The 18,825-nt window shown below is 56.4% G+C and carries 16 protein-coding genes; 8 read left to right on the top strand and 8 right to left on the bottom strand.

All coding sequences use genetic code 11. The annotated features are described in order from the left end of the window. The first annotated feature begins 43 nt into the window (after window positions 1-43). The 4 genes from DC3_RS19335 to DC3_RS19320 all read left to right on the top strand — a co-directional run bounded on the left by DC3_RS19335 (window position 44) and on the right by DC3_RS19320 (window position 3,576). Entirely contained in the window at window positions 44-1,102 is a 1,059-nt protein-coding gene (locus DC3_RS19335; protein WP_146887245.1) for a M24 family metallopeptidase, read from the top strand. After that, window positions 1,103-1,435: a septal ring lytic transglycosylase RlpA family protein gene (locus DC3_RS19330; protein WP_146887243.1), complete on the top strand. Its 333-nt coding sequence runs from the start codon at window positions 1,103-1,105 to the stop codon at window positions 1,433-1,435. Between the two features lie 140 nt (window positions 1,436-1,575). Continuing rightward, window positions 1,576-2,019, top strand: coding sequence for a YbjN domain-containing protein (locus DC3_RS19325; RefSeq protein WP_146887241.1), 444 nt, complete (start codon window positions 1,576-1,578; stop codon window positions 2,017-2,019). Between the two features lie 276 nt (window positions 2,020-2,295). Further along, window positions 2,296-3,576, top strand: a complete 1,281-nt coding sequence (locus DC3_RS19320; protein ID WP_146887240.1) for a cation:proton antiporter — start codon at window positions 2,296-2,298, stop codon at window positions 3,574-3,576. Here DC3_RS19320 and DC3_RS19315 read toward each other — a convergent pair. Then, window positions 3,550-4,134: an AAA family ATPase gene (locus DC3_RS19315; RefSeq protein ID WP_146887238.1), complete on the bottom strand. Its 585-nt coding sequence runs from the start codon at window positions 4,132-4,134 to the stop codon at window positions 3,550-3,552. The two genes, DC3_RS19320 and DC3_RS19315, sit on opposite strands and share 27 nt — an antisense overlap. A gap of 82 nt (window positions 4,135-4,216) precedes the next feature. On the opposite strand from DC3_RS19315, the gene DC3_RS19310 reads away from it, so the two are divergent. Next, complete coding sequence (locus DC3_RS19310) at window positions 4,217-5,011, top strand: Cof-type HAD-IIB family hydrolase (protein WP_146887236.1); 795 nt, start codon at window positions 4,217-4,219, stop codon at window positions 5,009-5,011. Here DC3_RS19310 and lnt read toward each other — a convergent pair. Then, complete coding sequence (gene lnt / locus DC3_RS19305; RefSeq protein ID WP_146887234.1) at window positions 4,977-6,398, bottom strand: apolipoprotein N-acyltransferase; 1,422 nt, start codon at window positions 6,396-6,398, stop codon at window positions 4,977-4,979. The genes DC3_RS19310 and lnt overlap by 35 nt on opposite strands. Window positions 6,399-6,674: 276 nt before the next feature. Here lnt and DC3_RS19300 point away from each other — a divergent pair, with 276 nt between their 5' ends. Continuing rightward, a complete protein-coding gene (locus DC3_RS19300; RefSeq protein ID WP_146887232.1) occupies window positions 6,675-7,385 on the top strand; it encodes a metallophosphoesterase family protein in 711 nt (236 codons plus the stop codon). 114 nt (window positions 7,386-7,499) lie between these two features. Here DC3_RS19300 and DC3_RS19295 read toward each other — a convergent pair whose 3' ends face one another. The 6 genes from DC3_RS19295 to rho all read right to left on the bottom strand — a co-directional run bounded on the left by DC3_RS19295 (window position 7,500) and on the right by rho (window position 14,194). Then, window positions 7,500-8,888 carry an aspartate kinase gene (locus DC3_RS19295; RefSeq protein ID WP_146887230.1) on the bottom strand — a complete coding sequence of 463 codons (1,389 nt, stop codon included), beginning with the start codon at window positions 8,886-8,888 and terminating at the stop codon, window positions 7,500-7,502. Window positions 8,889-9,130: 242 nt separating this feature from the next. Beyond that, a complete protein-coding gene (gene pdxT / locus DC3_RS19290; protein WP_146887228.1) occupies window positions 9,131-9,718 on the bottom strand; it encodes a pyridoxal 5'-phosphate synthase glutaminase subunit PdxT in 588 nt (195 codons plus the stop codon). 94 nt (window positions 9,719-9,812) lie between these two features. After that, window positions 9,813-10,694: a pyridoxal 5'-phosphate synthase lyase subunit PdxS gene (gene pdxS, locus DC3_RS19285; protein ID WP_246130750.1), complete on the bottom strand. Its 882-nt coding sequence runs from the start codon at window positions 10,692-10,694 to the stop codon at window positions 9,813-9,815. A gap of 67 nt (window positions 10,695-10,761) precedes the next feature. Then, the gene (locus DC3_RS19280; RefSeq protein ID WP_146887225.1) at window positions 10,762-11,127 is read right to left on the bottom strand and encodes a response regulator transcription factor; all 366 of its coding nucleotides are present in this window, start codon (window positions 11,125-11,127) and stop codon (window positions 10,762-10,764) included. Between the two features lie 40 nt (window positions 11,128-11,167). Then, complete coding sequence (locus tag DC3_RS19275) at window positions 11,168-12,586, bottom strand: peptidoglycan DD-metalloendopeptidase family protein (RefSeq protein ID WP_146887223.1); 1,419 nt, start codon at window positions 12,584-12,586, stop codon at window positions 11,168-11,170. Between the two features lie 318 nt (window positions 12,587-12,904). After that, entirely contained in the window at window positions 12,905-14,194 is a 1,290-nt protein-coding gene (rho, locus tag DC3_RS19270; RefSeq protein ID WP_146887221.1) for a transcription termination factor Rho, read from the bottom strand. 932 nt (window positions 14,195-15,126) lie between these two features. Between rho and DC3_RS19265 the strand changes: the two genes are divergently transcribed. Next, window positions 15,127-15,459, top strand: a complete 333-nt coding sequence (locus DC3_RS19265; protein ID WP_246130748.1) for a DHCW motif cupin fold protein — start codon at window positions 15,127-15,129, stop codon at window positions 15,457-15,459. 173 nt (window positions 15,460-15,632) lie between these two features. Beyond that, entirely contained in the window at window positions 15,633-18,782 is a 3,150-nt protein-coding gene (ileS, locus tag DC3_RS19260; RefSeq protein ID WP_146887219.1) for an isoleucine--tRNA ligase, read from the top strand. Window positions 18,783-18,825 lie beyond the last annotated feature (43 nt).

Here is an 18,825-nt window from a genome sequence, read left to right as displayed (position 1 = left end):
GGGGCTAGACGGGAGCACGGGTCAGCGGGTTATACTCTACCGTATGCAACAACTCACTGACCTGCTGACTTCTCATGGCCTGGATGCCCTGTGGGTGAGCAAACCTGAGAATGTCCGCTACCTGAGTGGATTTTCCACCCCAAAAGACGGTTTGGTGCTGCTGCACAAAGACGGGGTTTTGCTGTACACAGATGCCCGTTACACCGTTCAGGCCGAGGAAGAGTGCTTTGTTCCACAGCACATTGCCCGCGACATTGATGTGATCCGACATGCCCGCACCCTGCTGGAGGGCAAGGTGGTTGGATTTGAAGCCGATGCCCTGATGGTGAACAAACTCCGGCAACTGGACGGCCTGCACGCCGCACAACTGGTGCCCACCGAGGGACTGCTGGAAGGCATCCGCCTGATCAAAACCCCCGAGGAAGTGCAGAAGATCCGCGAAGCCCAGCGCATTGCAGATGAGGCCATGCGACATGTGCTCCCCATGCTGAAAGCTGGAGTGCGTGAAGTGGACCTTGCCTTGCAGATGGAGCTTTACATGCGCTCCCATGGGGCAGAGGACCGGGCTTTTGACATCACCGTTGCCAGTGGTTACCGGAGCGCCATGCCCCACGGAACCGCCAGTGAAAAGGTGATTCAGGAGGGTGAACTGGTGACTTTTGACTGGGGGGCCCGCTACCAGGGCTACCACAGCGACACCACCCGTGCTTTCCCTGTGGGTGAAATCAGCGAGGAGCTGAAAAACCTGTACCGTCACACCCATCAGGCCCTGCAACTGGCCCTTCAGGCGGTCAGGCCCGGAGCCATGACCAGTGACATTGACCAGGTGGCCAGAGGTTATCTGGCTGAGCAGGGCCTGGCAGAACACTTCGTGCACTCCCTGGGTCACGGGGTGGGTCTGGCCATTCACGAGGACCCCAGGTTGGCGAAATTCAGCCCGGAGCGTCCACAATTCAACGTCCCACTGCAGGCCGGGATGGTTGTGACCATCGAACCTGGCCTCTACATTTCCGGGGTGGGTGGCGTCCGCCTGGAAGAGCTTGTGCTGGTCACGGAAACGGGTTGCGAGGTTTTGAGCCACGCTCCCTTTGCGGAGGTGTAAATGAAGTACCTTCTGGCCATTCTTCTGCTGGTTGTGCCCATGATGGGCATGGCCCAGACCCAGGCCCTACAGACCGGTTATGCCGTGTATTATGGCGGCCTCAAAGACAAAGAAACCCCCCTCACAGCGGCCCACCCCACCCTGCCTTTTGGCACCTGGGTGGAGGTCAAACACCAGAAGACCGGAAAAACCATCCGGGTCAAGATCAATGACCGGGGACCTTTTGGCAACAAACAGCGCATCATTGATCTGTCCATCGCTGCTGCAAAAGCACTGGGAATCATCTCTGAGGGCGTTGCACCTGTGGAAATCCGGGTTGTTTCAGGCAACTGAAGCTCCAGATTCCACGGTTGAACACGGGGTTATTGCAGGGCAAACATCAGCCACAACGTCGGGGCAAATGCAGGAGCATTCCTCAACAAAATCATGTAGGATGTGCTAGGCTTTGTCCATCAATTCTAGGAGGAAAAATCATGTCTGATGTCGCTCTGCTGACGCTCGATACCATCGCGAAGTACCTGAAAGAAAAAGAAGTGCACCTGGATGTCCAGGAGAACAATGGTCAACGCTTCATCCGCATGGGCTGGAAATTTGAAATGGGCGACGCTGCTGTTCTGGTCAGTGTTTCTGACGGTCCCAACGACACCAGCCGTCTAGAAATCACCTGCGTGACCCAGAAGACCTACACCGAGCGCCGTGACGAAGTGGTCACCATGCTGAACCAGCGCAACCGTGAACGCGCTTTTTCCCGCAGCATCGACGACGATGGCAACGTGTGGCTGGAGTACGTGGGCTTCTACCCCACCCTCTGCGAATTCCCCCAGACCACCTTTGACACCCTGTTCAGCGGTGTGCTGATGCACTTCCAGGACGATTATGCCTCCCTGGAAGGTTACGTTCCTGCTGCCCAGGCTTAAGCTGTAGGCATGAACAGGGAGGATGATCCTCCCTGTTTTTCATTTTCCTGGTTTTCATTCTGTATTTCTGCGTGTTGCAGGGCTTGCAGCGCAGGTTGCCAGACGGTATCATGAAAGAAATGAGGCCATGGGCCGGAGACCAACCTCCATATGTTGGCCTGGCGGAGACTGTTCACACGGTCTCCGTTTTTCTTTTGCCCAATGCCACAGCAGGGCTGGTCCCTTCGGCCCAGAATGTCTGTGTTGCCACGATTTCACACCCCGCAGGAGATTGCCATGCAGCTACTTGACGCTTTTGCTCTGATCATCACCCTGACCGCACTTTTCGCCTATTTCAACGAGAAATTCCTCAAACTGCCATCCACCATCGGGGTGACCCTGGTGGGTCTGGTGGCTTCATTGTTCCTGCTTGCTGTGAATGCCATGGGGGCAAACCTTGTTCCAACAGCTCAGAAAGTGCTGGAGCAGATCGATTTCGGGACCTTCCTGATGGAAGGGGTCTTGAGTTTCCTGCTGTTTGCAGGTGCCCTGAATGTCAATGCAGAGGTGCTCAGAAAGTACAAGACTCCTGTGCTGGTGATGGCCGTGTTCAGCACACTGATCTCGACTTTTTTGATTGGTGGGCTCACGTACTGGATTCTGGGACTCTTTGGCATGCAGATTCCTCTGATTTATGCTCTGCTGTTCGGGGCCCTGATCTCTCCCACAGATCCCATTGCGGTGCTGGATCTGGTCAAGCGGGCAAAAGTCCCCCAAAAGCTTGAAAGCCTGATTGCAGGTGAGTCCCTGTTCAATGACGGTGTGGGCGTGGTGGTTTTTGCAGTGATCGCCAGTCTGGCCTTTGGAGGTGGGCATGGTGGGCATGAGGCAATGGGAGCACTGGACATCCTGCGTCTGTTTGCCCAGGAAGCTCTGGGAGGTGCCCTGTTCGGAGCTGTGCTGGGTTATTTCGCTTTTCTGATGCTGCGCAGCATCGACCAGTACATTCCAGAACTCCTGATCACCATTGCCCTGGTGATGGGAGGGTACGCTCTGGCCCAGACCTTACATGTGTCTGGCCCCATTGCCATGGTGATTGCGGGCCTGATCATCGGGCAGCAGGGCAGGCAGCATGCCATGAGTGACAAAACCCGTGAACACGTGGACCAGTTCTGGGAAATGACGGACCAGATCCTGAATGCAGTGCTGTTCGTGTTGATCGGTCTGGAAGTGCTGCTGCTGAAATGGCCCGACAACGGTCACCTGCTCCTGCTGGTGATGGTTCCTGTGGTTCTGGCGGTGCGCTGGATCAGCGTGGGGTTGCCTGTCTCCCTTTTGCGCAAACCTTTTGCCTTGCAGCCCTATACTGTGCGCATGATGACCTGGGGAGGACTCAGAGGAGGAATTGCCATTGCTCTGGCCCTTTCCATCCCTGTTGAAAGTGCTTACCGTGAACTGATTCTGACGTTGACCTATGGGGTGGTGGTGTTCAGCATTCTCGTGCAGGGCCTGACCGTGATGCCCCTGGCCGTGAAAGCCGCCGCCGAGGGATCAGCGGATGTGATGCAAAACCGTTGAGAACCTCCTCAGCGCCTGAGCAATCCGGTTTTTCTGGGCAGGCAACAGGGTCAGACCGCAGGCTTCTGCTATGGTCTCTGCCTGCCCCGCAATGGTCAGGTTTTCCGTCTGAACATGGGTGGCAAACACTGGATCTTGCAAGCCATCCATACAGCGTTCCACCTGCTGGGCAGCCCAGGAGCGGGAAGAATCTCCCCTGCTCCTGAGCCTTTTCAGAAGGGTTTCTTTGGAGGCCAGAAGGCTGAAGTGTTGGACATCCACCCCTGCCTCCCTGAGTTGACCCACGGTTTCCGCAAAGTACTGAGGGTTGACCACGGTCATGGGAACAATGGTGACTCCATGGTGGCTCTGGTCCAGGTACCTGAGGGTTTCAAAGGTGGTCTGTCGCCACATTGGAAGGTCCTGAAAGTCTCCTCTGAGTTCACGTGGAAGGGTTTTGAACAATGCAAAGCCGTGCTGTTCCGGATCACTGACAAAACTTCCTGGCAGGCGAAAATGCAGTTCAAATGCAGTCTGGGTCTTGCCCACACCAAATGGTCCATTGATCCAGATGATCATGTTACACATGATACTCCATACACTCATCAATTCGGCTATTCAGCAGAACCTTTTCCTCACCAAAATCCATTAAGCTGTTACGGTGTTGAAACTGGTATGCATTGATGTGGATGGAACGCTGGTCGGCTCAAGTGGAACCGTTCTCGAAGAAGTCTGGGAAGCCACCCGGGAAGCCAGAAAACGGGGGCAGCATCTGGTCCTGTGCACCGGACGCCCGGCCTTTGGCAAGGCCCTGGGATATGCAAAGCAACTCGACCCTGAAGGCTGGCACATCTTCCAGAATGGAGCAAGCATTTATCACGTTCAGACGGAAGAAACCCTCTCTGTGCCTTTCCCAGAGGAACTGCTGCCTGAGTTTGAAAGACTGGGCAAAGAAAAAAACTGGGTGCTGGAACTGTACTCTGACACGGATTATGCCGTTGAGGACACCCACAGGTTCGCCCGTGAACATGCCGACCTGCTCGGGCTCCCTTTTGATCCCAAGCCCTTCAGTGCACTGAAAGGGACCCCTGTGCGTGCCCAGTGGGTGGTGCCCATCGAGCAAACCCAGGAATGCATGGCCCTGATGCCTGAAAGTGTCACGCTCTCCCCTGCTGGAAGTCCGATCATGCCGGATGCCATGTTCATCTCCATGACCCGCAGGGGCGTCTCCAAGGCCTCAGGGATTGAAAAAATCGCTGCCAGGCTGGGTCTGACAGTGGATCAGGTGATGATGGTGGGCGATGGTCACAACGACGCCGAGGCCATGCGGGTGGTCGGTCATGGAGTCGCCATGGCCAACGCCGATGACGAAGCCCGTGCTGCCGCCAACCACCATGTGGGCCATGTGGATGAAGGCGGCCTTATAGAAGCACTCGAGCTTTCCTGGACCCTGTAAACAGCACCCAGATGCTGCCAAAAAGGCAGATGCCAATCACCAGCCAGTCTCCGACCAGCATGTAAATTGTTGCTCCGGTCAGGGACTGGTAGTTTGCTTTCAGGGTGCCTTCCTCCCACAGGGGGAGGCGCTCCAGGGTGCGCCCCAGAGGGTCAATCACTGCCGTGACCCCGGTGTTCCCGGCCCTCAGGATGTAACGGTGGGTCTCGATGGCACGCACACGTCCCATGTCATAGTGCTGCCTCAGGCCTGCACCTGTGCCGAACCAGGCATCGTTTGAAACATTGACCAGCACATCTGCACCATTCAGGACCATGCGGCGGGCAATCCAGCCAAAAACGCTCTCGTAACACACGTAAGTGCCCAGTTTCTGACCCTCCATCTCCAGAGGCTCGGCTTTTTCGCCCACACGCCAGCTTCCCAGGTACACGCCCAGCTGTTTCTCGATGGGTTCATAGACGGAGGCCAGTTGTTCACGCATGGGATACCACTCACCAAAGGGCACCAGGCGGATTTTGTCGTGGGTCGTCACGCGGGTCTGGTTGGAGGCCACATCCACCTCACGGGCCACCACGCGGTTGTGGATGGTGGTCTGGTCGCTCATGCCGGTGATGAGCTGTGCAGGTTGCGCCTCTTCCAGATTGTGGTCGTAAATGGCGGTTTCGGGCCAGATGAAAAGCCCTGTCCCCTGACTCAGGTTGTTGTAGATGTCGATGGACCGCATCTGGTGGTTCACATCCTGCGCCTTGAGTCTGGGATCAATGTTTCCCTGCACCAGTGTGGCCTGCTGGGGGGTTCCCGTGGGTGCATCGCGCGTGATGCCATAGAACCAGCCGCCCACCCACAAAGCGGCCGTCAAGGCAACAGGAATGAACTGTCCTTCCAGCACACTCACCAGGGCTGCAGCCGTGACCGTGGTGAGAAGGCTCAGCAGCATCACTCCTCCAAGGTCTGCGGCCTGAATCAGAGGGGTGCCCAGCAATGTGTACCCCAGTGTCCCCCAGGGGAAGGCGAACATGCCGAGGTGACGCAACCACTCCAGCAGCACCCAGCCAAAGGCCAACAACCACAGTCTGGTGTAGCGGTCACGGCTCAGGTTGAAGACCACTGCGGCCATCAGCATCCAGAATGCCCCCTCAATGAACCACAGCGGAATGAAGATGACCGCTCCAAAAATCCCATACTGGCCATAAAAACTGATGGGAAGCCAGTACAGAAAAATGGCAAAAAACAGGCTCATTCCCCAGAACATGCGGCGCAGGGCAGCACGGCGGGTCTGTGTGTCAATCAGAACTTTAAATACCCAGGCCAAAAAAAGCGGAGTCAAAAAGCCCCAGATGATGTTCAGGCTGCTGAGTGCCAGAAAAATGAAAGGGAGGAGAAACACCCCCAAATTTTAACGCAGTTTTCTGAGAAGCATCGGGCTTCTCTCTTTGGCCCCCTGAAGGGTCGCTCTTCCAGTCTGAAGCCAGTCTCAGGTTGTCTAGCCCGAAGCTGAAGTCGGAATCCGTCAAACTGAAGGTTTTTCAGCTACACCACAGCTTTGATTCAGAACAGGGCCTTGAAATTTGCTGTCCAGTCCTGTAATTATTGTGTAATCCACTCATTTTCATGCACCACAACATCAATTCGGATATTGTAAAATCATGCAAGGAACGGGAATATGAAACTGGCCTTCATCAGCGACATCCATGCCAACATCCACGCCTTGCAAGCCGCCTGGAGAGTCATCCAGGACTCCCGAGTGGATCAGGTCATCTCCCTTGGTGACCTGGTAGGTTACGGAGCCAGCCCCGCAGAGTGCATCGAGTTTGTGCGCAACCACTCCATCACCTGCGGACTGGGCAGCAGCGATCTGAGAGTCAGCTTTGAAGGCGTCGCCAAAGCCGAGCGACGCAAAGGCATTTCCGAGGAGGTCCTGGAATGGACCCGAGGGGTGCTCTCCAAAGAAGACAAGCTCTATCTGCAATCCTTCAGCCCCACCGGAAGGCTCATGACCCCTTATGGTCGCTTGCGCTACTGCCACGGCAGTCCTTTAAGTCCAGAAGGACGCCTGGACCTCTCTCAGGGCAGCAAAACCCTCGAGGACCTGCTCACTTCGCTCAACTGCAAGATTCTGGTCTGCGGCGGAAGCCACATCCCCATGGTGCGTGAATTGCGCAATGGTGGGTACGTGGTTGATCCCGGATCGGTGGGCCTCACCCTCAACCGTGAGCCCGGAGCAGACGTGTGCATCATGGACATCGGTGAGCAGGAAGTCAAAATCAAGATGCACAAAGTGGTTTACGACTTCCATGCCGCAGCCTTCGACATTCTCGCCTGGAACCTGCCTCCGGTGCTCGTTCAAGTGATCCAGACCGGAAAGTTCTCTTAAGGACCCTGCAATACACATACATGATGCCGGGCGGCAGAGGGATTCCTCGCCGCCCAGATTGTTTGTTGCAAGAAAGAGGGCGAGCCAGCGGCCCGCCCCCACAGATCCAGAGTCTCAGTCGGCTTTTTCCAGTTCGAAAGCCTTGTGGGCGGCCTGAACGGCCTTGGCCACATCCCGGTCCTCAATGGCCAGGGAGATGTTGAACTCGGAAGACCCCTGGGAGATCATCAGCAGGTTGATGCCCTCTTCTGCCAGTGCAGAGAAGAGTTTGGCAGCAATCCCTCTGGCCCCACGCATGCCTTCACCGACGATGGCGACCACAGCGATGTTCTCCTGGAATTCAAAATCCCGCACCAGGTCCGCTTTGGCAAAAGCAGCCTTGAGCTCAGACATGGCTTTTCTGGCGTAAGCGTTCTGGATCACCAGAGACACGTTGGCCATGCTGGAACTCTGGGAGATCATCAGGACCGGGATCTGGGCCCGGGCCAGTGTATCGAAGATCTCAGCAACCGTCTCGGGCACACCCACCAGGGCTCCACCCACGGTGATGATGGACACCTGACGGATGGCCGTTACGGCCTTCACAGGCTTGTTGCGCACGGCCTTGCCAGTGATCAGGGTGCCTGCGAAGGAAGGATCAGCGGCACTCTTCACACGCAGGGGGATGGCGTGCTCCTGCAGAGGGGTCACGGCCAGGGGGTGCAGCACTTTTGCCCCGAAGAAAGCCAGCTCCATGATCTCGGCGTACGAGAGGTGCTGGATGTTCTGGGCTTCAGGGACCATGCGGGGATCGGTGGTCATGACCCCATCCACGTCCTTCCAGGCCCACACTTCATCGGCTTTGAGGGCAGCACCGATGATGGTGGCGGTGTAGTCCGTGCCTCCACGCCCGAGGGTGGTGATGGCGCCCTCTTTGGTCTCCCCGATAAAACCAGCGACCACAGGGGTGATGCCTGCACCAAAAAGTCCTTCCAGGCGAGCAGGAATGCGATCAAAGGCCTCCGGCAGCGGACGGGCATTGCCAAAGTGCTGGTCGGTGAGGATGCCCGCCTGACCCCCGGTCAGGTTGTGGGCATGCACACCGAGTTGCTGCAGGGCAATGGCCATCAGGGGGGCAGAAAGACGCTCTCCGAAGGACACGATCAGGTCACGGCTTCTGGGGCTCAGTTCGCGAAGCAGGTACACACCCACCACCGTCTGGCGCAGGGTTTCAAGCAGTTCGCGGATTTCCAGCATGGTGTGGCTGTCTGGAGCAGCACCCAGTTCATGGGCGGTGTTCAGGTGACGGTTCCTCAGGAGGGCCAGTTCGTCGTTGGCGAAGGCGATGTCGCCGTTTTCTGCACTGCCTGCCACCTTGATCAGGGTGTCGGTCACACCCGACATGGCGGACACCACAGCCACCGCTCTCTCCCCTTGCTGGACGGTATGTGCCACCAGACCTGCGGAATGTTGGATGGCCTGCGCTGAGCCCATCAGCGTGCCACCGAATTTCATGATAATCATCCAGACCTCCCGTTGGAAGCTGCGCCAGATGCTGAAAAACCCAGCTTTCTTTGGTCACAGCATGTCAGCTTTGATGTGCTCTGGCAGTCCTGGCGTGGGCCAATCCTGCAAGCTCTCGGTGTGTAGTGTATCAGCTTCAGGGATGGTGTGAAACGGACATTTATACGCATTTAGACAATTGGCAGACCCAAAAAGGTGCAGAGGCACAAGAAATCTGCCTCTGCACAATTGAACTTTTGAGATTACGCTTTCACGCAAGTTTTCAGGAAGAGTTCGTGGACCCTGGCATCTCTGGTCAGTTCTGGGTGAAAGCTCGCAGCCATCAGGCGACCAGAACGGGCCAGCACCACTTGCCCCTGGTGCTCACAGAGCACCTCCACATCCTGACCCACATGGGTGATCACTGGAGCCCGGATGAAGACCGCATCAAAGCTGCTCTCCAGACCTTTGATGGTCAGGGGTTCTTTGAAGGAGTCCACCTGACGCCCGAAAGCATTGCGGGCCACGGTGATGTCCATCAATTCCAGGGAGGGCTGTTTGCCCTGGATGTGCTTCGGTTGCCCTTCAATCTCACTGGCCAGCATGATCGCCCCGGCACAGGTCCCGAAAATGGCCCCACCCTCCTGATAAAACTTCTGGATGGGTTCTTTCAGGTCATAATCCATCATCAGTTTGCCCATGGTGGTGGACTCCCCTCCGGGAATCACCAGTCCACTTAAACCTACAAGATGTTTCGGGAGCCGGACCTCAGTGACCTCCACCCCCAGCTTTTCCAGCATCTGTCTGTGCTCACGAAAGGCCCCCTGCAGGGCCAGAACGCCGATTTTCATGTGGTTCCTCCAGCAAAGAAGGGCGCAGCACGCTGCGCCCCTACGTTAGCACCCAGGTGTAGGGGCGCAACGTGCAACGCCCACCAAGAGGGTCTTACCAGCCCCGTTTTGCCATTCTGTCGGCTTCGATGATTTCATCGATGCCAATGCCAGTCATGGGTGCCCCGAGGTCTTCGGAGACTTCGGCCAGGATGTCGGCGTCGTTGTAGTGGGTGACGGCCTTCACGATGGCACGGGCGCGTTTTTCGGGGTTGTCGGATTTGAAGATGCCGGAGCCCACGAACACACCTTCGAGGCCCAGTTGCATCATCAGGGCAGCGTCTGCTGGGGTGGCCACGCCACCTGCGGCGAAGTTCACAACAGGCAGTTTGCCGTGCTCGTGGATGTAACGGACCAGTTCATAGGGAGCCTGGAGGTCACGGGCCACAGTCATGAGTTCCTCAACGGGCTTGGTCTGGATGGCACGGATTTCACCGAGAACGGTGCGGGCATGGCGCACAGCTTCCACCACGTTGCCGGTGCCTGCTTCGCCTTTGGTGCGGATCATTGCGGCACCTTCACCGATGCGGCGCAGGGCTTCCCCGAGGTTTTTTGCTCCGCACACGAAGGGCACTTTGAAGTCGTGCTTGAAGATGTGGTAGGACTCGTCTGCGGGGGTCAGCACTTCGGATTCGTCGATGAAGTCCACACCCAGGGCCTGCAGGATCTGGGCTTCCACGAAGTGACCGATGCGCACTTTGGCCATCACGGGAATGGAGACCGCCTCGATGATGCCTTTGATCATTTTGGGGTCACTCATGCGGGCAACGCCACCGTCTGCACGGATGTCTGCAGGAACGCGCTCAAGGGCCATGACGGCAGTGGCTCCGGCCTGTTCTGCAATGATGGCCTGTTCGGGGGTGACCACGTCCATGATCACGCCGCCTTTGAACATTTCTGCGAAACCGGTTTTGATGGGTAAGGTGCCTTTTTCCATGTCTTGCATGTTAAAGAAAAAACTGGTTCTTTAGAAGAACCAGTTTTCAGACTTTTTAGGTACCAGTTTAAGCAGGTGAACTGGAAAGCTGTTGCTGGATGACGTTCAGCAGCACATCTGGCTGAAAAGGTTTGACCAGGTATGCATTCCCAATGCTGAGGCCTGTCTCCCGGTCTTTCTCGGCACTGAGTCCAGTCAGAAAGACCAGAGGAAGCTGTGGGTGGTCTGCTTTGATCTCTCGGCCCAGATCGAAACCATTGGCATCATCCAGGCACACATCCAGAATGGCCAGATCAATGTCATTGCTGGCCACCTGACGGAGGGCTTCCTGCCTGGAGTGAGCGAGCACCGGACGGTACCCGTTCATCTCCAGGAACATCTCCAGCAGTTGCAGAATTTGTTCTTCATCATCTACCAGCAAAATGCGTTGCATGATCACCCCGTGGACATCTGTAGATAAAATGGTGCAGATTTCAGGGCAGGTAGTTGTAAGGATTCACGTGGCTTCCGCCGATCTGCACTTCAAAGTGCAGGTGGGGTCCGGTGCAAATGCCTGTACAGCCCACATACCCGAGCAAATCTCCACGGTCTACATATTGCCCGACCTGCACTGCAGTGCGGCTCATGTGTCCGTAGATGACCCTCATATTACCATTGGAGACAAAAACATTGATACCGTAACTTCCCCAGCCCGAAGCGGTGATGCGACCACTTGAGGCAGCATAAATGGGTGTACCTGTGGGTGCACCCATGTCCACACCGGTGTGGAAGTTGCTGGAACCAATCCAGAACCCACGTCTGCCGTATCCACTGGTGATGGTGAAGCTGCGCATGGGCCACTGGAAGCCTGTTGAGGCTGCAGGTTTGGAATCAAAAGAGGTGCGCACCACGCTTGTTTTGCTGGTGCTGCGTCTGGCGGCTCTGGCCTGCTGGGCCAGGGCGGCCTGCTGCTGCTGGCGTTGTTTGGCCAGGACTGCTGCTCTGGCTTCCGCTTTGCGAGCCTGCTCACGGGCAATGGCCTGCTGTCTGGCCTCTTCGATGGCCTGCTGTTTGGCCAGTTCAGCCTCTCTGGCCTTGCGCTCCTTCTTCTCTTCAAGGAATGCCAGATAACGCTCGTATTGCTGCTGTTTCTTGCGCTTCACGAAAACGAGGTAACGCTGGTAACGCTCCAGAAGCTCGCGTTTCTTGCGGTTTTCGATTTCGTTCTGGCGGCGGGTGTTGAGGGCTTCAAGGGTTCCTTCAGCCATCACGCCCGGGAGGAGCACATAGTCGCCTTCAGAGAGGTCGGAGGGCAGGGTGGCATTGTTGGCCTTGGCCACCTGTCCCACATCCACACCGTAGAATTCTGCAAGGCTCACCAGGTCCTGACCGGGTTTGATTTTGACAATCAGACCCCGCTGGGCACTGGGAATGAAGAGCCTGTCTCCTTCTTTCATGCGGTCCAGACTGGAAGTGTAGGGATTGGCACTGATCAGTTCGATGATCGACAGGCCGTAGCGCCGGGCAATGGTGGAGAGGGTCTCCCCTGATTCCACTTCGTGCACAAACACTCCGGGGGGCAATTTGGTGATGTTGTTTTCCACCACGGCCACCAGCGGAACCCGGACGAGCATTCCAGGTTTGAGCTGGTCTTTCTTGATGCCTGTGGCCCACATGATGGATTTGACACGCACCCCGTAATCGGCTGCGATCTGGGTGAGGGAATCTCCGGGCTGAATGCGAACGATGGCAGACCCACGCTCAACCGTCGATTCCACAGATTTGACGGAGATGGTTTTGGTCGCAGTACGGAAGTTGTAGGGGAACACCAGAGGTGTTGCAACCGCCTGCTGAAGCAGTAGAGCAATCGCGGCCGCCGTGATCCGACGGGCGTTTTTCGAAAATGACTTCAACTCTTCCTCCCAGAAGCCATACTAAGGGCTGCCTTAAGCAATTTCAATGACAGCTCATGAGAGGCTCATTTTCAGGCCTTTCAAGGTTTTTGTGTTTCAGACACCAAAACACAAGATGAGAACATGAAACGTTCACTTTAGACCTGAATGCTGGCTGTAGCTGTTTGCTTTGTCAGGCAACAAATTTCCCTCAGACTGGCTTCAGTCAATTTGACTTCAACATTTAAGCGAAAATGCTTAAAAAGGTCAAAGTCAGCCTCTGCATTGCGGCAAAAACCACAGTGCAGAGGCCTGTTTGTAAGACTCTTGTCTGGCTGGTTATGCGCCTGCCCCTGCCAGTGTGGACAGGAACTCGGCGTTGTTGCGGGTCTTGGACATGCGGTTGAGCAACATGTCCATGGCCTCGGCAGGGTCCATCTCACTGATCACCTTGCGCAGGAGCCACATTTTGTGCAGCACTTCAGGGGCCAGCAGCAGTTCCTCTTTGCGGGTGCCGGACTTCAGAATGTCCAGTGCAGGGAAGATGCGGCGCTCTTCCAGGCGACGGGACAGCACCAGTTCCATGTTGCCCGTTCCCTTGAACTCCTCGAAGATCACATCATCCATGCGAGACCCGGTTTCCACCAGAGCCGTTGCCAGAATGGTCAGGCTTCCGCCACCACGGATGTTTCTGGCTGCACCCAGGAAACGTTTGGGCCAGTGCAGGGCGTTGGAATCCAGACCACCGGAGAGGGTGCGGCCTGTGGGAGGGGTCACCAGGTTGTTGGCACGGGCCAGACGGGTGATGGAGTCCAGCAGGATCACCACATGCCCACCCTCTTCCACAATGCGACGGGCACGCTCATGGACGAACTCGGCCACACGCACGTGGTTCTGTGGGGGCTCATCAAAAGTGGAAGCCACAACCTGTGCACCCTTCACGGATTCACGGAAATCGGTCACTTCTTCGGGGCGCTCGTCCACCAGCAGAACCATCACGGTGATTTCGGGATAGTTCTTGACGATGCTGTTGGCGATCTTCTTCATCAGGGTGGTCTTACCGGCCTTGGGAGGGGCCACAATCAGACCACGCTGACCCAGGCCAATCGGCACCAGCAGATCGATCACCCTAAGAGCGAGGTTATCGTCCATGGTGGGGTCTTCCAGCACCAGTTGACGGTCCGGGAAGGTGGGGATCAGGTCATCAAACTTGGGGCGGCGAGAAGCTGTCAGGGGATCAAGTCCGTTGACGGCCTCCACCCGCATCAGGGTGCCGTAACGCTCGTTCTCGCGGGGAGGACGGGCACGGCCCAGAATCTTGTCTCCGGTGCGAAGCTGGAACTGCTTGATCAGGCCTGCACTGACAATCACACTGCGGGATTCGGTGGACAGCAGGTTGTCCTGCAAGAAACCGTAACCATCAGGAGAAATCTCCAGAAAGCCCCGGGCCAGACGGAAACCGTCCTGCTCCGCCTGCTTTTCCAGAATGGCAATGGCCAGTTCGTCTTTCTTGAGTTTGCGGTAATTGTCGATGCCCACCTGGGTTGCCAGCAGGTGCAACTCAGGAAGCAGTTTGCTCTGAAGGTCCTGGAATTTCAGGCTGTCGTCGGTCTTGTGCTGTTTTCTCATTGTTTCCTTCTGGCCCAGTCTTCCATCAACTGTTTCATGGTTGTGTCAGTCAACGGCTGACGGATCATTGATTGCTGAGTTTTGGGGGGAGGCGTGGCAGCCAGGTGCCACCTCAAGCAGAGTCTATCACAAGACCTGCCTCCTGAAGGGTGACTGAAACCGCCCACCTTGCGTGTCCCGGGCCGCCCCAATCAGACGGCCTTCACGCAGAAGATACCACCCCAGAAAAGGACATCTGTACCTGTGTAAAGGACAGTCTGGAGATGGAAAGACTGGATTGTTTTGGGGTTCGGGAGGTGCGGACCTCTCCAATGGTCATTGTACGGGGTGGGGATGAGCGGGGGCTGATAGGGAGTGATGCCGAGGGCCAAGAGCTCAAAACCAGCCATGACTTCAGCTTGTGGCATGCTGATTCTGTTTTCTTGATGGTGCTCTGTCCGTGTGTGGCCTGATCTTTTGCCAATTCTTTCCATCTTCCTGTTCAGGGTCTTTTGCTCTCGGCCCTCGGCTTTCATGCGGATTGACTCTTCTTACCTTTCACCTTTACCATAGGCCTTAAGAAGGGGATCTGGTCCTCTAGCAGGTCAGAACACCTTCGAACAAGCAAAAGCGCATGTGAGAAGAGTACGAAATGGACGCCTTCAGCGAGCTGGAGATGGTGCGAGTCCAGCAGGTCCGGACGTTTCTGAAAATCACCTCACTTTGCCAGAGGATTCTGGTGACGCTGTCCGAAGAAAAAAGCTTTAGAGATCAGCAAGGCTTTGAGTAGAACGGAACGGACCTCCCCCGTCAGAGGAAAGAACAAGGAAAGTCAGCAAAAGCTGCTTTTGAAGCTCGGGTGGTACCACGTTGGTCAACAACGTCCCGGCATTTCTGCATAGGAATGCCGGGATTTTCGTTTTTCAGAGCGAACAGGCTCAGGCGAAGGAGGGATGATGCGAATAGAAAACCTGCCCTTTCACACCACCCGGTGGGACGACATCTCCCCCACCGAGCACTCAGCAGAAGCAGGGCAAGCCTTCTGGCGAACCCAGATGTTTGGAGATGTGCGCGTGCGGATGGTGGAGTACACCCCTGGCTACATTTCCGACCACTGGTGCAAAAAAGGCCACATTCTGCTGGTTTTAGAAGGCGAACTGATCACCGAACTCGAAGATGGAAGAATGTTCACGCTTACACCCGGCATGAGCTATCAGGTGGCAGATCAGGCTGAAGCCCACAGGTCCAGGGCACCGCAAGGGGCGAAGCTGTTCATTGTGGATTAGCCCGAAGCCGAGGGCCGAGAGCCGAGAGCTAAAAAAGCTTGAGCTATGGCCTTTTCTGTCCAAGTGAAACCACCCAATCTTTTTGATCCCTGCCCTCGACCCTCGGCTCTGGGCCCCCGGCAAAAGAGTTTCCTCCAGAAAACCCCATCTCCCCCTCACAGGAGCAACCCAGCATGTTCAAACCCGTAGAATCCAACCCCAGTTTCCCCAAACTTGAAGAGAGTGTCCTCAGGTTCTGGCAGGAGAAAGAGATCTTCAAGAAAACCGTTGAAGATCAGGACAAGCCCACCTATTCCTTCTTTGAAGGACCACCCACTGCGAACGGAACGCCCGGCATCCACCACGTGCAGGCGCGGGCCTACAAGGACCTTTTTCCCAGGTTCAAGACCATGCAGGGGTATTACGTGCCCCGCAAGGCTGGATGGGACACCCACGGTCTGCCTGTTGAGCTTGGTGTGGAGAAGCGCATCGGACTGAGCTCCAAGCGTGAAGTGGAAGAGTACGGCATTGCGAAATTCAACCAGGAGTGCCGGGACAGTGTTTTTGTCTTCGAGGACAAGTGGCGTGAGTTCACCGAACGCATGGGGTACTGGCTGGACCTCGACAACCCTTACATGACCCTCCACAAGGACTACATCGAGTCCATCTGGTGGTCCCTGAAAGAACTGAACGGCAAAGGCCTGCTTTACAAAGGTTTCCGTGTGGCTCCTTACTGCCCGAAGGACGGCACCACCCTGTCCAACGCAGAGGTGAGCGACGGGTACAAGGACATCCAGGACCCCTCCATCTACCTGACCTTTGACCTGAAGGAACCTGAAAAACTGGGCCTGCCTGAGGGTTCTGCTTTCCTGGTGTGGACCACCACCCCCTGGACCATCCCTTACAACGTGGGTGTGGCCATCCACCCCGAATTTGAGTACACCGCGGCAAAAGATGAAGCTGGAAAAGTCCTGATCCTGGCTTCCAGCCTGAAGGACAAAGTTCTGGGGGAGTCTGCAGAAGTGGTCACAACCTTCAAGGGCAGCGAACTGGAACGGGTGGCTTACACTGCCCCTTACTCCGAGGCTTACGAGGCTGAAGGGGAAGGCAAACCTGTGTGGTTCTCCGGCCTGGACACTTACGTTTCCGACAGCGATGGTACGGGCATTGTGCACACCGCCCCTGCTTTCGGTGAGGATGACTTGCGTCTGGCCCGCAATTATGGCTTCCCCGTGATCGTGGGTGTGGACAATGAGGGCAAGCACCGCTTCGGTCCCTGGCAGGGCGTGTTCTTCCGGGATGCCAACAGCCAGATCAACCGGGACCTGAAGGAAAAAGGGTTCCTGTGGAAGCTGCACAACTTCAACCACAGTTACCCCCACTGCTGGAGGTGTGGTACGCCCCTGATGTACTACGCCACCGAGAGCTGGTTCATCGCCAACACCAAGTACAGAGAGCGCCTGATCGAGCTGAACCAGACCGTGGGCTGGCACCCCGAACACATCAAGAATGGCCGTTACGGTGGCTGGCTGGAGAATCTGGTGGACTGGAACCTCTCCAGAAACCGCTTCTGGGGCACCCCTCTGCCTGTGTGGGAAACCGAGTCTGGCAAACATTACGTGGTCGGCAGTTACGCTGAACTCGCTGAGCTTTCCAGAGGGGCCGTCGATCCGAAGAGCCCTGACTTTGATCCCCACAGACCGATGGTGGATGACATCGTGCTGTTCCACCCCGAGTCTGGCGAACCCATGAAACGCGTGCCCTACGTGATTGATGTGTGGTACGACTCCGGGGCCATGCCTTTCGCACAGTACCACTATCCTTTTGAGAACAAAGAGGTCTTTGAGGAGCGGTACCCTGCAGATTTCATCTCTGAAGCCATCGACCAGACCCGTGGCTGGTTCAACACCCTGCACCAGATCGGGACGATGCTCTTTGATTCTGTGACCTACAAAGATGTGATCTGCTGCGGGCACATCCTGGACGAGAAGGGCTTCAAGATGTCCAAGAGCAAGGGCAACATCGTGGACCCCTGGGAGATGTTCTCTTCGTTTGGTGCGGATGCGGTGCGCTGGTACATGTACACCTCTGCCCCACCTGAACTGTCTCGCCGATTTGGTCCCGGACTGGTGGGTGAAGCGCTGCGCAATTACCTGCTGACCCTGTGGAACACCTACAGCTTCTTTGTGATGTACGCCAATCTGGACAAACCCGATCTGGCAAGTGCCCCTGAAGTCAAGGACCGCCCGGAGGTGGACCGCTGGCTGATCGCGCAATTGCAGGTGCTGATCGAGGATGTCACCAAATCCCTGGAAGGGTACGACCCCACCACTGCCGGACGCCTGATCCAGGACTTTGTGGTCGAGGACCTGTCCAACTGGTACGTTCGCCGCAACCGCCGCCGTTTCTGGAAGTCTGATGGTGTGGACCTCTCTGCTTACGCCACCCTGCATGAAGCACTGGTGACCGTGACCCACCTGACGGCTCCATTCACTCCTTTCATCGCAGAGGTGCTGTACCAGAATCTGGTGCTCTCCGTGAAAAGTGACGCCCCCGAATCTGTGCACATGACCAGATGGCCCACCGTGAACGAGGCTTTGAAGGACAGCCAACTGGTCGATGAGATGAATGCCGTGATCCGGGTGGTGGCTCTGGGTCGTGCCGTGCGTGGTCAGAACAACATCAAGAACCGTCAGCCTCTGCCCAGGGTGCTCCTCAGAGCCAGAAGCAAAGAGCAGACCCAGTCGCTGGGACGCTTTGTTGAACAGATCAAGGAAGAACTGAACGTCAAGGAAGTTGAGCTTTTAGACCAGTACGCCGATCTGGTGCAGTACACCCTGAAGCCCAACCTGCCCGTGGTCGGCAAAAAAGTGGGCAAACAGGTTCCTGTGCTGAAAAAAGCCCTGGATCAGGCCGATGCCAGTTATGTGGCCCGCATGGTCCGGGACAACCTCGCTTTTGAAGTCGAGGCCGACGGGGTCCGCTTTGAGCTGCAGCCCAATGAGGTGCTGGTGGATGCCAAGTCTCCCGAAGGCTACGCTGCACTGGAAGACCAGGGGTACCTGGTGGCCTTTGACACCCAGATCTCCCGTGAACTGGAACTTGAGGGCCTGATGCGTGACATCGTGCGCAGCGTGCAGAATGCCCGCAAAGATGCAGGTCTGGAGGTCAGTGACCGCATTCGACTGACCCTGGATTTCTCTGGTGACATGCTGGAAGCTGCACAGGCGTTCAGAGACACCATCGCAGAGGAAACCCTCTCTGTGGATGTGCTGTTCTCTGGAAACACAGACGGTTTTGTGGCTGAAGTTGAGGGTGGCAAACTGGCTGTGGCCAGAGCCTGACCTGAGCCCTCAAACGCAACGCCCCTCTGATCAGAGGGGCGTT

This window comes from Deinococcus cellulosilyticus NBRC 106333 = KACC 11606, assembly GCF_007990775.1.
Classification (GTDB): Bacteria; Deinococcota; Deinococci; order Deinococcales; family Deinococcaceae; genus Deinococcus_C; species Deinococcus_C cellulosilyticus.
The sequence above is the reverse complement of the archived record's forward strand: the minus strand, read 5'-3'. Positions and strand labels throughout refer to the sequence as shown.

Coding starts and splice junctions, on each gene's coding strand:
- DC3_RS19330 (WP_146887243.1), top strand. CDS start 1,103: ATGAAGTACCTTCTGGCCATTCTTCTGCTGGTTGTGCCCATGATGGGC.
- DC3_RS19315 (WP_146887238.1), bottom strand. CDS start 4,134: ATGATCATCTGGATCAATGGACCATTTGGTGTGGGCAAGACCCAGACT.
- pdxS (WP_246130750.1), bottom strand. CDS start 10,694: ATGGAAAAAGGCACCTTACCCATCAAAACCGGTTTCGCAGAAATGTTC.
- ileS (WP_146887219.1), top strand. CDS start 15,633: ATGTTCAAACCCGTAGAATCCAACCCCAGTTTCCCCAAACTTGAAGAG.
- pdxT (WP_146887228.1), bottom strand. CDS start 9,718: ATGAAAATCGGCGTTCTGGCCCTGCAGGGGGCCTTTCGTGAGCACAGA.
- DC3_RS19295 (WP_146887230.1), bottom strand. CDS start 8,888: ATGATTATCATGAAATTCGGTGGCACGCTGATGGGCTCAGCGCAGGCC.
- DC3_RS19280 (WP_146887225.1), bottom strand. CDS start 11,127: ATGCAACGCATTTTGCTGGTAGATGATGAAGAACAAATTCTGCAACTG.
- DC3_RS19320 (WP_146887240.1), top strand. CDS start 2,296: ATGCAGCTACTTGACGCTTTTGCTCTGATCATCACCCTGACCGCACTT.
- DC3_RS19300 (WP_146887232.1), top strand. CDS start 6,675: ATGAAACTGGCCTTCATCAGCGACATCCATGCCAACATCCACGCCTTG.
- rho (WP_146887221.1), bottom strand. CDS start 14,194: ATGAGAAAACAGCACAAGACCGACGACAGCCTGAAATTCCAGGACCTT.
- DC3_RS19325 (WP_146887241.1), top strand. CDS start 1,576: ATGTCTGATGTCGCTCTGCTGACGCTCGATACCATCGCGAAGTACCTG.
- DC3_RS19265 (WP_246130748.1), top strand. CDS start 15,127: ATGATGCGAATAGAAAACCTGCCCTTTCACACCACCCGGTGGGACGAC.
- DC3_RS19335 (WP_146887245.1), top strand. CDS start 44: ATGCAACAACTCACTGACCTGCTGACTTCTCATGGCCTGGATGCCCTG.